Source organism: Kineococcus sp. DHX-1 (assembly GCF_042473625.1).
Lineage (GTDB): Bacteria > Actinomycetota > Actinomycetes > Actinomycetales > Kineococcaceae > Kineococcus.
Genome location: NZ_CP170445.1, coordinates 334523 through 349240, shown reverse-complemented (window position 1 = coordinate 349240; position 14718 = coordinate 334523). Strand labels below are relative to the sequence as shown.

Here is a 14718-nt window from a genome sequence, read left to right as displayed (position 1 = left end):
GTGGAACTCGAGTCACTCCCCCGCGGCGCGAACCGGACTCTCCCGCCCGACGCACGGCGCCTGCGCGTCGTCCTCAGCTGGCGTGACGACGGGGATGCCGAGGTCGACGGTTCGGCCCTCCTGCTCACCGATGCACGACGCGTCCGCTCGGACGCCGACTTCGTGTTCTACAACCAGCCCACCTCTGCCGACGGTGCCGTCAGCCACTCCGGCCGGAGCCGCTCGGCGACGTCCGTCGAGGAGCGGCTGTCCATCGACTTGGACGAGGTGACCGCCGACGTCGGCGTCATCGCGGTGGCGGCGAGCCGCGAGGACGGGACCTTCGGAGACCTGGTGGACCTCCGACTCGTGGTGCTGGACGCCACGAACGACGTGTTGGCGGTCTGCGACATCGCCGACGCATCCACCGAGACCGCCTTCGTCTTCGCCGAGATCTACCGACGCGGTTCCGACTGGAAGGTCCGGTGCGTGGCACAGGGCTGGGACACCGGGCTGAGCGGATTGGCGCAGGACTTCGGCGTGACCGTCGACGAGGACGTCGAGGACGTCTCACCGGACCTCGGGGCCTTCGACGACGGACTGGCGGAGGGCAACCCCGGGGTCGATGAACTGGTCGAGGTGGTCGACGACGCGGAGAGCGGTGCGGCGTCCACCGGGCAGACCGTGGACGACTCGGAAACCACCACCACGCCCGCCGCGACCGTCGTGGCCAGCGTCACCGTCGGGTCCAACGCCGGCGAGGCGCCGGTCACCACGGTCCAGATCGACGCTCAGGGAACGCAGGTCACCTCCGGCCGTGCTGCCCGCTCGGGAGTCCGGACCCGCAAGGTCGCTCCCTCGCAACCGAAGCCGCCCGCTCTGCGGTTGGCCGGAGCCGACACCTGGCAGGCCGCCCGCCTGTTCTCCGTCTACGGTGTCGGCAGCGCGGGCGAGCAGGAGAAGCGGGCCACGTCCGCCCTCCTGGCGACGATGATGGCGGTCCGTGGTTTTGCCCGCGGGGTCGTCTCGCACTTCGGTGCCCCCGGTGGCGCGGTCGAGGCCTACCTGGAGGTCCCGTTCGAGTTGGCCGAGGCCCGCGTCTACCCGGACGGCGTCCTGCGGGTGGCCCGGGCGGGCAAGACCTGGACGGGCCTGGTCGAGGTCAAGACCGGAGACGGACAGTTGCGCCGCGACCAGGTCGAGAACTACCTCGACGTGGCTCGCGTTCAAGGTTTCGACGCCGTCATCACCATCTCCAACGACATTCCTCCGGCAGCTGGTGAACATCCCGTCGAGGTGGACAAGCGCAAGCTGCGCAAGGTGTCGCTGCACCACCTCTCCTGGGCAGAGGTGGTGCACGAGGCGCAGATGACCCTCACCCACCGCGGGGTGGCGGATCCCCTGCAGGCCTGGATCCTCCACGAGCTCATCCGCTACCTGCAGCACCCACGGTCGGGCGCTTCGGGGTTCGACGACATGGGTGCCGCATGGGTGACCGTCCGAGAAGCCGTCTCGGCAGGCACCCTGCGGGCGGGGGACCGCAAGGTCCCCGCCGTCGCCGAAGCGTGGATCCGCCTCGTCCGCCAATTGCGGCTCAGGTTGACCGCGGAACTCGGGGTGACGGTGGCCCACGTCCTCCCCCGGAAGGTCGCCACCGACCCCGCGGCGCGGACCGCTGCGACGACCACTCGTCTCGTCACGTCCGGAGAACTCGAGGCCACCGTCCGGGTACCCGGCGCCGCGGGCCCCGTGTCCGTGGTCGCCGACCTGCGGACCAGCCAGATCCGCTCCTCGGTGCGTGTGCCGGCACCACAGGAAGGCACCCCGCAGCGGCGGGTGACGTGGTTGCTGAAGCAGCTGAAAGACGCACCCGACGACGTCCTGGTGGACGTCAGCTTCACCGGCCGCAGCGGGTCGACCTGCGAGAGGCTCGGCGACGTCCGGAACGCACCGGGACTGTTGATTCCCGAGCGGGACGTCGTCGTGGCGGCCTTCACGCTGTCGCGGACCAGCCCGATGGGCACCAAGCGTTCTGGCGTCAAGAACGCTTTCATCCCCTCGGTCACCGACGGACTCGAAGGCTTCTACGCCGCGGTCGTGCAGCCCCTGCGTGCGTGGGTGCCGCCCGCCCCCAAGCTGACCGACGATCCTGACGAAGGGTCAGAGAGCACCGACGTCGGTGATGGGGGCCCTACCGGAACGGATGTCGAAGAGGAGGAGGAAGCCCTCACGCACTGAAGGCGCCGATGTCCGGGGTTCTTCACGTCGGCGTCGTCCGGTCGATCCGCACCGCCGTGGGCACCCTGTCCCGCAGCTCCCCGAGGAACTCCGCACCGAAGTCCCCCGGCCGCAGGTCCAGCCGGACCCCCCGCCGCGACACGAGGGTCCACAGGTCCCCGCTCACGTACGCGGCGACGAGGGAACTCCACGTCACCTGCACCTCGCCGAGCTGCAGGCCCCGGGCGGACACCGTGGCGCACACCCCGTCCGCGCGGGCGAACTCCCGGCCGGGCCAGAGTTCCGGCGCCGTCGGGCCCTCGACCGCGAAACCCGGCGGCGCGGGAACGGGGACGGGCGTCCGCAGCACACCCGTCGTCAGGACGGTGCGCAGGAGGTGGCGCAGGTCGTCCGTCGTCAGGGCGTCGAGGTCACGTTGGAGGGTCGTCACGGACGCGGGGACGTCCCGGCCGTGCAGGAGCCGCCACGCCTCCTCGGTCAGACCGGTCGACCCGGCGTCCTCCTCCGCCTGGTCGACGACGCGCCCCACGGCGCGCAGCACGGTGTCCTCGTCGAGGTCCGCCTCGAGCCGGCGCAGTTCGTGAAGCAGGGCGGCGACGAGGTCGGCCTCGCGGCCGGGGACGCAGTCGGACGTGATCGTCAGCATCGACGTGTCGAAGGTGATGCGCAGGTGGCCCGCGCCGGCGCCGTAGGCCAGGTGCTCGTGGTGCCGCAGGCGGTTGGTGACCGCCCGGTCCAGGACGGCGGCGAGGACCGGGACGGCCCAGCCGGCGGGCAGGAGGGCGGTGAGGGAGACGGTGCGCTCGCCCGGGTCGACGTGCAGCCGCGCGCCGGACGCGGCCGGTACGGGCGGTTCGGGGTGGAACCGGCCGTCGGGCAGTCGCACCGCGCCCCTCCCCCGGTCCACCCCGACGAGCGTCTGCACGGCGTTGGCCGCGGTGAACCGCTCCCGCACCCAGGCGCGCAGCAGGTCCGGCCCGAGGTGGTCGAGCTGCTGCTCGAAGGCGACCACGCCGTAGCGCTGCGCGCCGAAGTGCTGCACGGGGGACGGGACGGTGACGGGGTGGTGCTCCTCCTCGACGGCGATGAGGGCGCGCTCGGAGTCCAGGTGCCGCACGGGCAGGTCCCGCAGCGCCTCCTCCACCCGGCGGAGGAAGCCCACGACGTCGTCCTCGTGGCCCACGGCCCAGAACGTCGTGTGCACGAGCCCGACGGAGGCGTTGCAGCGCAGGTCGACCACGTGGGCGTGCCGCATGACGAGGTGCTCGACGAGGTGGGTCACCCCGCGGGTCGGCACCGTCTCGTCGGCCGTGCCCACCCGGAACGTCAAGGCGCCGTAGGCCGTCCCGGACGAGGTCGCCTGCAGGCACGGGACGAGCCGACCGCCGGCGGCCGGGGCGCGCCCTGGCTTGCGGTAGTCGATCGTCACCGTCCCAGTCTGCCGCAGCGCACCCCCGCGCCGGGCGGGACCACCCGTCCGGCGCAGTGGGCCGCGGTCGACCTCAGTCGCTGGTCGCGACGAGCTGCTCGAGGTGCACGTCCGGGTTGTCGCGCTCGAAGCTGCGCACCCGCCACTCGTCGGTGAACAGCGCGAAGACGCGGCCCTCGGAGTTCTGGACGACCTCGCAGCCGCGGTGCGCGCGCAGCAGCGGCGCGTCCTTGGCCTCGATGATGCGCGCCGTCGTGAAGGGCAGTTCCGTGAACAGCACGGGCGAGCGGAACTCGTGGGTCATGCGGTACTGCACGACGTCGAACTGCAGGGCGCCGACGGCCGACAGCACGGGTTCGCCGTCACCGCGGGAGTCGGACGTCAGGACGCGGACGACGCCCTCGGCGTCGAGTTCGCGCAACCCCTGGCGGAACTGCTTGCCCGCCCCGAGGTCCTTGGGGCGCACGGTGCGGAAGTGCTCCGGGGCGAACACCGGCAGCGGCGGGTAGGCCGTCCGCCCGTTCTCGGACAACGTGTCGCCGACGTTGACGTGCCGGGCGTTGACGAGGCCGATGACGTCACCGGGCCAGGCGATGTCGACGGTGGAGCGGTCGGACCCGAACACCGTCTGCACGTGCTTGAGCACCATGGGGCGGCCGCTGCGGTCGTCGCGGACGGTCATGCCGCGGTGGAACACCCCGGAGTGGATGCGCGCGAACGCGAGGCGGTCGCGGTGGGCGGGGTTCATGCCCGTCTGCGTCTTGAACACCTGCGCGGTGAACCGGCTCGTGACGGGGTGGACGTCGCCGGCGACGTCACGCTGGTCGCGCGGGGCGGGGGCGATGTCGACGAGGGCGTCGAGGACCTGCCCGACGCCGGTGTTCGCGACGGCGGCGGTGAAGAACACCGGCGTCGTGCGGAAGGCGAGGAACTCCTCCTCGTCGTGGTCCGCGCCCGTCGCCTCGAGCAGTTCGTGCTCGTCGACGGCCTGCCGCCAGGCGTCCCCCTCGACGGCCTCGGCGCCGTCGGCGTCGAAGCGCTCCTCGACCGCGAGGGTCGCGCCGCCGGGGGCCTTGGTGTACTTCACGTACCCCCCGGTCGACCGCTCGAGCAGCCCGCGGAAGTCACCCGCGATGCCGACCGGCCACGTCACGGGCGTGGGGCGCAGACCCGTCACGGACTCGACCTCGTCGAGCAGCGCCAGGGCCTCCTGGCCGGGCCGGTCCCACTTGTTGACGACGGTGATGACGGGCAGCCCGCGCTGCTTGCAGACGCCGAAGAGCTTGCGGGTCTGCACCTCCATGCCGCGGGCCGCGTCGATGAGCATGATCACGGCGTCGACCGCGGTGAGGGCGCGGTAGGTGTCCTCGGAGAAGTCGGCGTGCCCGGGGGTGTCCACCACGTTGACGACCGTGTCCCGGTGGTCGAGCTGGAGGACGGCGGAGCTGATGGAGATGCCGCGCTGCTTCTCCATGTCCTGCCAGTCGGTGACGACGCCCGCGCGGCCGGCCTTGCCGTGGACGTGCCCCGCCTCACGCAACGCCTTCGCGTGCAGCGCGAGCGCCTCGGTCATCGTCGACTTCCCGGCGTCCGGGTGGCTGATGACGGCGATGGTGCGACGGCGGGCGGACTCGGCGGCCACCTGCTCGGCGGGGACGTCGGTCAGCTGGTCGGACGGGACGGTGGTCACGGCCCCATTCTCCCCCGTCGCCGCCGTGCTGGGCGACGACGAGGGAGGACGGTGGTGGGTCAGCGCTGGATGCCGTCGAGCTTGAGCATCCGGGTGATGACGTGGTCGAGCTCGCCGTCGGAGAAGATCTTCTTCCAGTCGTCCTTCACGATCGTCTCGCGGCCGTAGTCCATCGCGACCAGGCACGCCTCGGAGAACGGGTTGGACCCGCGCAGGGTGTTGGTCAGCGCGATCTGCACGTGCCCGAAGAGCATGGCCTTGGCGGCCTCCTCGGGCACGCCCACGGTGTGGACGGTCTCGTGCAGGGCCTCCTTGAGCAGCGACCCGATCATGCAGGCGACGGTCTCGACGAGGGTCGGCTCGAGGTAGGCGAGCTGCTTGACGGTCACCCAGTGCACGGTGTCGACGGGGCCGTACATGATTCGGATGACGTCCTCGGCGACGTCACGCTTCGCCAGGTCGTCGTGCTCGAAGGCGGCGACGACGTTCTGCAGCGCGGCCTCGCCGCCGAAGTTGTCGGCGTACTCCTCGGGGCGCGTGCGCTCCAGGAAGACCGACGGGTGGCAGGGGTGGGCCACGGCCTGCAGGACGTCCTCGCGCTGGGCCAGCAGGTTCGCGTACGCGGCCGCCGGGTCGAGGGTGACGAGGATCGAACCGGGCTTCATCGCCGGCACGACCGACTGCGAGACCGGGCCGAGGACCGTGTCCGGCACGGCGAGGACGACGACGTCGGCGCCGTCGACGGCCTGCTCGGTGGGCACCGCCTCGCGGCCCTCGGCGGCCATCCGCTCGATCCCGGCCGGGGAGGCCTCGGCGTAGCGCAGCTTGTGGCGGGACCGGGCCAGGTTCCGCGAGACGCGCATCCCCATCTTGCCGCCGGCGCCGACGACGGCGATGCGGACGGGTGTGGTGGACCCGCTCGTGGTGGTGGGGTTCTCGGTCGTGGTGGTCATGGCGTCGCTCCTGGTAGGTCGGGATCAGGCGGGGGTGGTCTGGGTCGCCGGGCGGTCGGCGTTCGAGGCCGCGGCGTTGCGACGGGAGAGCACGAGGAGGATCCCCGCGGACAGCACGAGCAACCCGCCGGTCAGCCAGAGGCCGAGCTTCTCGTCCCCGGTGAGGTCGGTGAGCCAGCCGGTGACGTACGGCGCGGAGAAACCCCCGATGTTGCCGAAGGTGTTGATGAAGGCGATGCCCGCGGCGGCCGCTGCGCCGGTGAGGAACTGCGCCGGCAGCGACCAGAAGTTCGGCAGCGCCATGAAGATGCCGCAGGCCGTCACGGCGATGACGAGGATGGTCAGGAACGGCGAGCCCATGTACAGCGCGATCGGGACGCTGACCCCGGCCAGGAGCGTGGGCAGCGCGATGTGCCAGCTCTTGAACCCGTTGCGGTAGATGTGCCGCGACCACAGGAACAGCGCGAGCGCCGCCGGGACGTACGGCACGGCCGTCACCAGGCCCTTCTCGAAGACCGAGAACGTGGTGCCGAAGCGCTCCTGGAAACCCCCGATGATGGTGGGCAGGAAGAACGCGAGCGAGTACAGGCCGTAGATGAGGCCGAAGTACGCCACGGCCAGCGCCCAGACCCGGCCCTCGCCGAGGATGCGGCGGGCCGAGACGTGGCCGCGCTGCTGGTTCTCGCCGGCCTCGGCGTCGAGTTCCCGGCGCATCCAGGCCCGTTCGTCGGCGGTCAGCCAGCGCGCGTCCTCGGGACGGTCAGTGAGGTAGAACCAGCAGGCGACGCCCAGGACGATCGCGGGGATCCCGACGCACAGGAACATGAAGCGCCAGCCCTCGAGGCCGAACACACCGTGCCCGGACTGCATGAGGAAACCGGCCAGCGGGGCCCCGACGACCGTGGTCAGCGGCTGGGCCAGGTAGAACCCGGCGAGGGCGCGGCGGCGGTACTCGCGGGGGAACCACATCGTGAGGAAGAGGATGGCACCGGGGAAGAACCCGGCCTCGGTGACCCCGAGCAGGAACCGCAGCCAGTACAGCTGCGTGTCGTTCTGGACCCAGGTGAACAGGACCGCGACGATTCCCCAGCTGACCATGATGCGGGCCAGCCACTTGCGAGCGCCGAACCGGTGCAGGGCGAGGTTGCTCGGGATCTCCAGGACGATGTAGCCGACGAAGAAGATCCCGGCCGCGAACCCGTACTGGGCGGCGGTCAGGGCCAGGTCGTCGTTCATGCCGTTCGGCCCGGCGAAGCTGATCGCGGTCCGGTCGAGGTAGTTGATGAAGAACATGACGGCGACGAACGGGATCAGTCGCAGGGCGGCCTTGCGCAGCGCCGTGCTGCCGTCCCCCGGAGCGGTTCCGGGGGTGGAGGTGGGGGTGCTCATGGGGCGTGCTCCCTTGCACGGGTCGGAGCCACGCGAGGTGGCGGGGAGTGCGCCGCTCAGGTGCGCCAGCGGCTCGACACGACTGTCGCACTCCACCGCAGATTGGTCAACCGGTTGACTGAAGTCAGTCCTGGAGGCCCTCGAGCGTGCGCAGGGAGCGCTCGGTCCACTCCGCCTCGACGGCTCGCGTCGCGGCCCCGTCCCCCTGGGGCAGCAGCCAGTGCTCCAGGACCTGGTGGACCCGTGCCGGGTCCGGCTGGACGACGTCGAGCAGGTCCCGGTAGTCCAGCTGCCCCTCCCCCAGTGGGCAGCTCGCGAGCGTGAACCCCGCCCAGCCGTCGCGGCGGGTGAACCGGAAGTCCTTCACGTGGACGTTGACGACGCGGCGGGCGAGCCGGCGCACGACGTCGCGGGGGTGCTCCAGGGCGGCGACGCAGTTCGCCGGGTCCAGGACGATCCCGAGGTGGGGGTCGTCGACGGCGTCGACGACCCCCAGCAGGTCGGTCGTGGGGATCTGCTCGTACGTCTCCAGCCCGAGGACCACCCCGGCGGCCGCGTACTCGGGGACGACCTCGCGCAGGCGGTCCACGCTCTCCTGCAGCGAGGGACGGTCGTCGACGCCGTCGACGACGGCGTAGGCCATCGACCGGACGGTGCGGGCGCCGAGCGCGAGGGCGTGCTGGAGGTGGCGCCGCAGGTGCTCGACCCCGGTCCCGCGCGTGCCCGTCTCCAGGACCAGCCCCCGTTCGGCTGCGGCGGCACGCAGCGCGACCGCGAGCTCGGGCGTCAGCGCTTCGAGGTCGGGGTGGTCGCAGACCTGGAACACCGCCGCCCCCAGGTCGGCGCTCTGGTGCAGCATCTCCAGCAGCGACAGGGGGGTGGGCCCACCCCTGTCCCACCGGTGGCTGTACGCGTAGGTGGACACTCCGACGGCCACGACGCCTCCTGGATCAGACCCGGCGGGACCCCTGATTGGTCAACCGGTTGCCGGGAATGGTGGCACAGGTCGCGCGTCGGGTCAGACCGCCAGGGAGCTGCCGGACCGCGGCTCGGTGTGCTCGACCCGGTCCCCCGCGGTCCGCATGTGCCGGACCATCGCGCTGCGGGCCGCGTCGCCGTCGTGGGCGGCGACGGCCTCGTAGACCGCGCGGTGCTCGCGACAGGCCTCGCCCGCCTGCTCGGCCGACTGCAGACCCCGCTCGACCCACACGCGCAGCAGGGAGCGGACCGTCTGCAGCAGCTGGGCCATCACGTCGTTGCCGGCGGCGTCGGCCAGCTGACGGTGGAAGGCCGCGTCCGCTTCGATGAAGGCCTGCAGGTCGCCGGTGTTCGCCTCCATCACCTCGAGGTGGGCGCGCAAGCGCGCCAGGTCGCCGTCCTCGATGCGTTCGGCGGCCTGCACGGCGGCCTGCACCTCCAGCGCCCCGCGCACCTCGGACAACTGGGCGGTGTGGCCCGCCGAGAGCATGAGCCCCCAGCTCAGCGTGGTCGGCAGGAGCTCGGACATGCTGTCGCGGACGTAGGTGCCGGAGCCGGGACGCACCGAGACGAGCCCGAGGATCTCCAGCGCGGCCAGCGCCTCGCGCACGGCGGAGCGGCCGACCCCCAGGGACTCGGCGAGCGCGCGCTCGGGGGGCAGCCGCGTCCCGGGGGCGAAGGTGCCGTCGGCGATGAGGGAGGTCATCCGGTGGGCGACCTCGGAGACGGCCGAACCGCGGGGCAGCGCCGTCAGCTCCAGGTCGACGCGTCGGGAGTCGTCGTCGCGGAAGACGGGCACCGGGCCACCCTCTCACGCGCACCCCGCCGCGGATCAGCCGCGACGACGGGCGACCCAGTGCTGCAGCGCCTCCCCCTGCGCGCGCTGGAAAGAGCGCAGTGTGGGCAACCCGGGCGGGTCCGGTTCCGCGGCGCGCGTCAGGAAGAAGACGGCGAACCCGGCCAGCACGGTCGTCAGGACGTCCGGGTCGACGTCCCGGGTCAGGGCCGACGTGCGCAGCACCTCCTCCGCCAGGTCCTCCCCGCCGAGGCGGTCGACCTCGAACAGCAGCGCGAGCAGGTCCAGCCAGGCCGGCCCGGAGCAGGCGTGCGGCCAGTCGAGCAGGACGGCCCGGCCGCCGGAGATGAGCAGGTTGTCGGCCCGCAGGTCGAGGTGGACGAGCGAGTCGCCGTCGAGGTGGGCGAGCGCGTCGGCGGGCAGCTCGGCGGCGAGGGACTCCCGGGCGGTCGGCAGGCCGGGCACGGGGCAGGGCGTCGCGACGGCGACGAGCGTCTCGAGCGCCGCGACGACGAGGTCCAGCTCCTCGCGCCGCCACGGCAGGGCCGGGTGCCGGCCGGGGACGTCCTCCAGGACGAGCACCTGCCAGTCCGCCACCTCCCGCGCACCGAGCAACCGCGGAGCGGGGATCGCCAGGGGCAGGAGCGCCGCGATCTGCGCCTCGCGGGCGTGCATCGCGGGGCTGACGGCGTTCTGCGCCGGGCTGACGGCCTTGACGAAGGCGCGGGTCCCCGCGGCGGTCTCCACGCGGTCGGCCGACCCGGGCGAGAAACCTCCGGGCTGCGAGACGGCGTGCACGACGGGGGAACCCAGCACCTCGGCGACAGCGGTGTGGACGGTGGCGGGCAGGTCGGCCCACCGGACGCGGTTGCCGCCGGACGCGACGGCTGCGGACGAGCTCACGCCCACCAGGCTCGCTGAGCCCGGTGGGCGTGGTCCACCCGTTTCGCAGGCCGCCTCAGATCGAGACAGCCGTCTCCGCCCGCCGCACGACGAGCCCGGAGGAACTCGACGCCGGGGCGTCGAGGTCGAAGCTGCCGCGGGCGACGTCCACCTCGACGGTGTCACCGTCGCGGACCTCCCCGGACAGGATCGCCTTGGCGAGGCGGTCGCCGATCTCGCGCTGCACGAGGCGGCGCAGCGGCCGGGCCCCGTAGGCGGGGTCGTAGCCGGTGAGCGCCAGCCAGTCCTTCGCCGCGTCGCTCACGTCGAGGACGAGGCGGCGGTCGGCGAGGCGCTCGGCCATCTTCTGCACCTGCAGGTCGACGATCCGGGACAGTTCCTGCGTCGACAGCGGGTCGAACACCACGACGTCGTCGAGGCGGTTGAGGAACTCCGGCTTGAAGTTCGCCCGGACCGCGGTCATGACGGCGTCGTGCTTCGTGGCCTGCGACAGTTCCGGGTCGACGAGGAACTGCGACCCGAGGTTCGAGGTCAGCACGAGGATGACGTTGCGGAAGTCCACCGTGCGGCCCTGGCCGTCGGTGAGGCGACCGTCGTCGAGCACCTGCAGGAGGATGTCGAACACCTCCGGGTGGGCCTTCTCGACCTCGTCGAGCAGGACGACCGAGTACGGCCGGCGCCGGACGGCCTCGGTGAGCTGACCGCCCTCCTCGTACCCGACGTACCCCGGAGGGGCACCGACGAGCCTTGCGACGGCGTGCTTCTCGGAGTACTCGCTCATGTCGATGCGGACCATGGCGCGCTCGTCGTCGAAGAGGAAGTCGGCCAGGGCCTTGGCCAGTTCCGTCTTCCCGACGCCGGTGGGACCGAGGAACAGGAAGGAACCGGTCGGCCGGTCGGGGTCGTTGACCCCCGCCCGCGAGCGCCGGACGGCGTCGGAGACCGCCTGCACCGCAGCGGCCTGGCCGATGAGCCGGGCGCCGAGGAACTCCTCCATGCGCAGCAGCTTCTCGGTCTCGCCCTCGAGCAGGCGGCCGGCGGGGATGCCCGTCCAGCCCGCGATGACCTCGGCGATGTCGTCGGGTCCGACCTCGTCGGCGACCATCGGGGCGCTCCCTCCGGTCGACGATGCGACGTCCTGCTCGGCGGCCTGCGCCTGGGCGAGTTCCGCCTCGAGCGAGGGGATCTTGCCGTAGAGGATCTCGCTGGCCGCGCCGAGGTCGCCCTCGCGCTGCAGGCGTTCGGCCTGCGAGCGCAGTTCGTCGACCTGGTGCTTGAGGTCGCCGACGCGGTTCAGGCCGGCCTTCTCCTGCTCCCAGCGCGCGGTGAGGGCGGTGAGCTGCTCCTGCTTGTCGGCGAGGTTCTGGCGCAGGGCGTCGAGGCGTTCGCGGCTGGCGACGTCGTCCTCCTTGCCGAGGGCGAGTTCCTCCATCTTCATGCGGTCCACGGCGCGACGGAGCTCGTCGATCTCGATGGGCGAGGAGTCGATCTCCATGCGCAGCCGGGACGCCGCCTCGTCGACGAGGTCGATCGCCTTGTCCGGTAGCTGCCGTCCCGTGATGTACCGGTCGGACAGCGAGGCGGCCGCGACGAGCGCGGCGTCGGAGATGGCGACCTTGTGGTGCGCCTCGTACCGTTCGCGCAGCCCGCGCAGGATGCCGATGGTGTCCGGCACCGAGGGTTCGCCGACGAACACCTGCTGGAACCGGCGCTCGAGGGCGGGGTCCTTCTCGATCCGCTCGCGGTACTCGTCGAGGGTGGTCGCCCCGACGAGGCGGAGCTGCCCGCGAGCGAGCATGGGCTTGAGCATGTTCCCGGCGTCCATGGCGCCCTCGCCGGCCCCCGCGCCGACGACGGTGTGCAGTTCGTCGATGAACGTGACGACCTGCCCGTCGGACCCCTGGATCTCGGCGAGGACCGCCTTGAGGCGCTCCTCGAACTCCCCGCGGTACTTCGCGCCCGCGACCATGCTGGCGATGTCGAGCGAGATCAACCGCTTGCCCCGCAACGACTCGGGGACGTCACCGGCGACGATGCGCTGGGCCAGGCCCTCGACGACGGCGGTCTTGCCGACGCCGGCCTCGCCGATGAGGACGGGGTTGTTCTTGGTGCGGCGCGACAGCACCTGCACGACGCGGCGGATCTCGGCGTCGCGGCCGATGACCGGGTCGAGGCGGCCCTCGCGGGCCTGCGCGGTGAGGTCGATGCCGTACTTCTCCAGCGACTTGTAGGTGCCCTCCGGGTCCGGCGAGGTCACCTTCGCGCCGCCGCGGACGGACGGCAGGGCGTCGAGGAGCGCGTCGCGGGTGGCGCCCACGGCCCGCAGGGCCTCCCCCGCGGCGGACGTGGAGGCGGCCGCGCCGAGCAGCAGGTGCTCGGTCGAGACGTAGGCGTCGTCGAGCGCGCGGGCCTCGTCCCCGGCGGCCTGCATGAGCTGCAGGGCGGGGCGGGACAGCTGCGGCTGGCTGACGTTGCTGCCCGAAGCGCTCGGCAGCGAGGCCAGGGCGCCGTCGACGCGGCGGACGACGAGGGCCTGGTCGGCGCCGACGGCGGCGAGCAGGTGCCCGGCGACGCCGTTGTCCTGGCCCAGCAGGGCGGCGAGGACGTGCAGCGGTTCGACCTGGGCGTGACCGGCCGAGGTGGCGCGACCGACCGCATCGGCCAGCGCCTCCTGGGCGCGGGTGGTGAGCTTGAGGTCCACGGACTACCTCCAGACGGTGTGGACTGACGACACTGGTGACAACTCTGCCAGACTTGAGCTTGTTCCGCTCAACTCTGGTGGGCCTGTCACCCGAGGAGCACAGTGGGCGGGTGGAGAACGCGCACCGTCCCGCACGACCGACCCGCCGCGCCCTGCTGTCGGGTGGGCTGGCCGGGGGCTTCGCCCTCGCCACGGCCGGGTGCACGTCCGGCACCTCCGGTTCCCCGGCCGGACCCACGAGCACCAGCGCAACCCCCAGCGGCGCCCCGTCCCCGGCGTGGAGCTCGCTGCGCGTCTCCGGCGGCGTCAGCCTGCGCGGCACGTCGGGCTACGACGTCTCGACCCTCCTCTACAACCCGCGCTTCTCCCCTGCACCGCAGGCGGTCGCACGCTGCGAGAACGCCGACGACGTCGCCGCCTGCGTGCGGTTCGCCGCGGACGGCGGCGTCCCGCTGCGCCTGCGCAACGGCGGGCACTCCTACGGCGGCTGGTCCGCGGGCGACGGACTGGTCGCCGACCTCTCACCGATGGCGGCCGTCGAGGTCGACCGGGACGCGCGGACGGCCCGGGTCGGTGCGGGGGCCAGGCTGATCGACGTCTACGCAGCGCTGGGGGCGGCGGGCGTCGCGGTCGGCGCCGGGTCCTGCCCGACGGTGGGCGTCAGCGGACTGACGCTCGGCGGCGGGGTCGGCGTGCTCGCCCGCTCCTTCGGCCTCACCTGCGACCAGGTCACCGCGGTCGACGTCGTCACGGCCGACGGCCGGGCTCGCACGGTCGGCGTCGAGAGCACCGACGGCGACGACGCGGACCTGTTCTGGGCGCTGCGCGGCGGGGGTGGGGGCATCGCGGCGGTGACGTCGTGGACGTTCTCCGTGCGTCCCGCGCCGGAGGTGGCGGTCTTCTTCGCGCGGTGGCCGCTGTCGGCGGGCGCCGACGTGCTCGCAGCCTGGCAGCGCTGGCAGGCCGACGCCCCGCGCGAGCTGTGGTCGACGTGCAAGCTCCTGCGCAACCCCACCGACGGCGACCGCGTCCAGGTCTCCGGCACGTGGACGGGCAGCGGCGCGCCGGACCTGTCCGGCCTGCTCGCCGGCCTGCCCGCCCCGGCGTCCCGGTCGGCCCGGCGACTGCCGTACACCGCGGCCATGGCCTACGAAGCCGGGTGCTCCGGCCTGGACGCGGACGCGTGCACGACCAGAGCGCTCGACGCCGAGCACCGCCAACCGTTCGCGGCGACCAGCTCGATGCTGCCGAAGGCCCTGCCGCAGGACGGTCTCGACGCGGCCCTGGCTGCGGTGCAGGACATCTCGCTGCCGCGGGGCGCCGTCGAGGCCGGGATGTCCTTCGACGCCCTCGGCGGTGCCGTCGCCGACGTCGCCCCGGACGCCACCGCCTTCCCGTGGCGGACGGCCCTGGCCACGGTCCAGCACACGGCGACCTGGACGGGCACGGGAGACGCGGCCGCCCACGACGCCGTCGTCGCGGGAACCCGGGAGGCGTTGCGCCCGTGGGCGGGCGGGTCGGCGTACGTGAACTACGCCGACCCCGGCCTGCCGGACCGGCCGCAGGCCTGCTGGGGGCCGAACCGCGCGCGCTTGCAGCAGGTCGCGACCGCGGTCGACCCCGACGGGCTCTTCGCCTTCCCGGGTGGGATCAGGACCTGAG

General features: G+C 72.8%; 10 protein-coding genes. 2 read left to right on the top strand and 8 right to left on the bottom strand.

The window, feature by feature from the left end:
* Window positions 1-2217, top strand: a complete 2217-nt coding sequence (locus ACFEMC_RS01645) for a TerD family protein (RefSeq protein ID WP_380172965.1) — start codon at window positions 1-3, stop codon at window positions 2215-2217.
* Window positions 2218-2239: 22 nt separating this feature from the next.
* Here the strand turns inward: ACFEMC_RS01645 and ACFEMC_RS01640 are convergent, their stop codons facing one another.
* The 8 genes from ACFEMC_RS01640 to clpB form a co-directional block, all read right to left on the bottom strand.
* The gene (locus ACFEMC_RS01640) at window positions 2240-3646 is read right to left on the bottom strand and encodes an insulinase family protein (protein WP_380172963.1); all 1407 of its coding nucleotides are present in this window, start codon (window positions 3644-3646) and stop codon (window positions 2240-2242) included.
* Window positions 3647-3719: 73 nt separating this feature from the next.
* On the bottom strand, window positions 3720-5336 hold the full coding sequence (locus ACFEMC_RS01635; RefSeq protein WP_380172961.1) for a peptide chain release factor 3: 1617 nt from the start codon (window positions 5334-5336) through the stop codon (window positions 3720-3722).
* 59 nt (window positions 5337-5395) lie between these two features.
* Entirely contained in the window at window positions 5396-6289 is an 894-nt protein-coding gene (locus tag ACFEMC_RS01630; protein ID WP_380172959.1) for a phosphogluconate dehydrogenase C-terminal domain-containing protein, read from the bottom strand.
* A 24-nt stretch (window positions 6290-6313) separates the two neighbouring features.
* On the bottom strand, window positions 6314-7678 hold the full coding sequence (locus ACFEMC_RS01625; protein ID WP_380172957.1) for an MFS transporter: 1365 nt from the start codon (window positions 7676-7678) through the stop codon (window positions 6314-6316).
* Window positions 7679-7802: 124 nt separating this feature from the next.
* A complete protein-coding gene (locus tag ACFEMC_RS01620) occupies window positions 7803-8615 on the bottom strand; it encodes a sugar phosphate isomerase/epimerase family protein (RefSeq protein WP_380172955.1) in 813 nt (270 codons plus the stop codon).
* 81 nt (window positions 8616-8696) lie between these two features.
* Window positions 8697-9455, bottom strand: a complete 759-nt coding sequence (locus tag ACFEMC_RS01615; RefSeq protein ID WP_380172952.1) for a FadR/GntR family transcriptional regulator — start codon at window positions 9453-9455, stop codon at window positions 8697-8699.
* Between the two features lie 33 nt (window positions 9456-9488).
* A complete protein-coding gene (locus ACFEMC_RS01610) occupies window positions 9489-10355 on the bottom strand; it encodes a phosphotransferase (protein WP_380172950.1) in 867 nt (288 codons plus the stop codon).
* A gap of 55 nt (window positions 10356-10410) precedes the next feature.
* Window positions 10411-13056, bottom strand: a complete 2646-nt coding sequence (clpB, locus tag ACFEMC_RS01605; protein ID WP_380172948.1) for an ATP-dependent chaperone ClpB — start codon at window positions 13054-13056, stop codon at window positions 10411-10413.
* A 110-nt stretch (window positions 13057-13166) separates the two neighbouring features.
* On the opposite strand from clpB, the gene ACFEMC_RS01600 reads away from it, so the two are divergent.
* On the top strand, window positions 13167-14717 hold the full coding sequence (locus ACFEMC_RS01600; protein WP_380172946.1) for an FAD-binding oxidoreductase: 1551 nt from the start codon (window positions 13167-13169) through the stop codon (window positions 14715-14717).
* The last annotated feature ends 1 nt before the right edge of the window (window position 14718 follow it).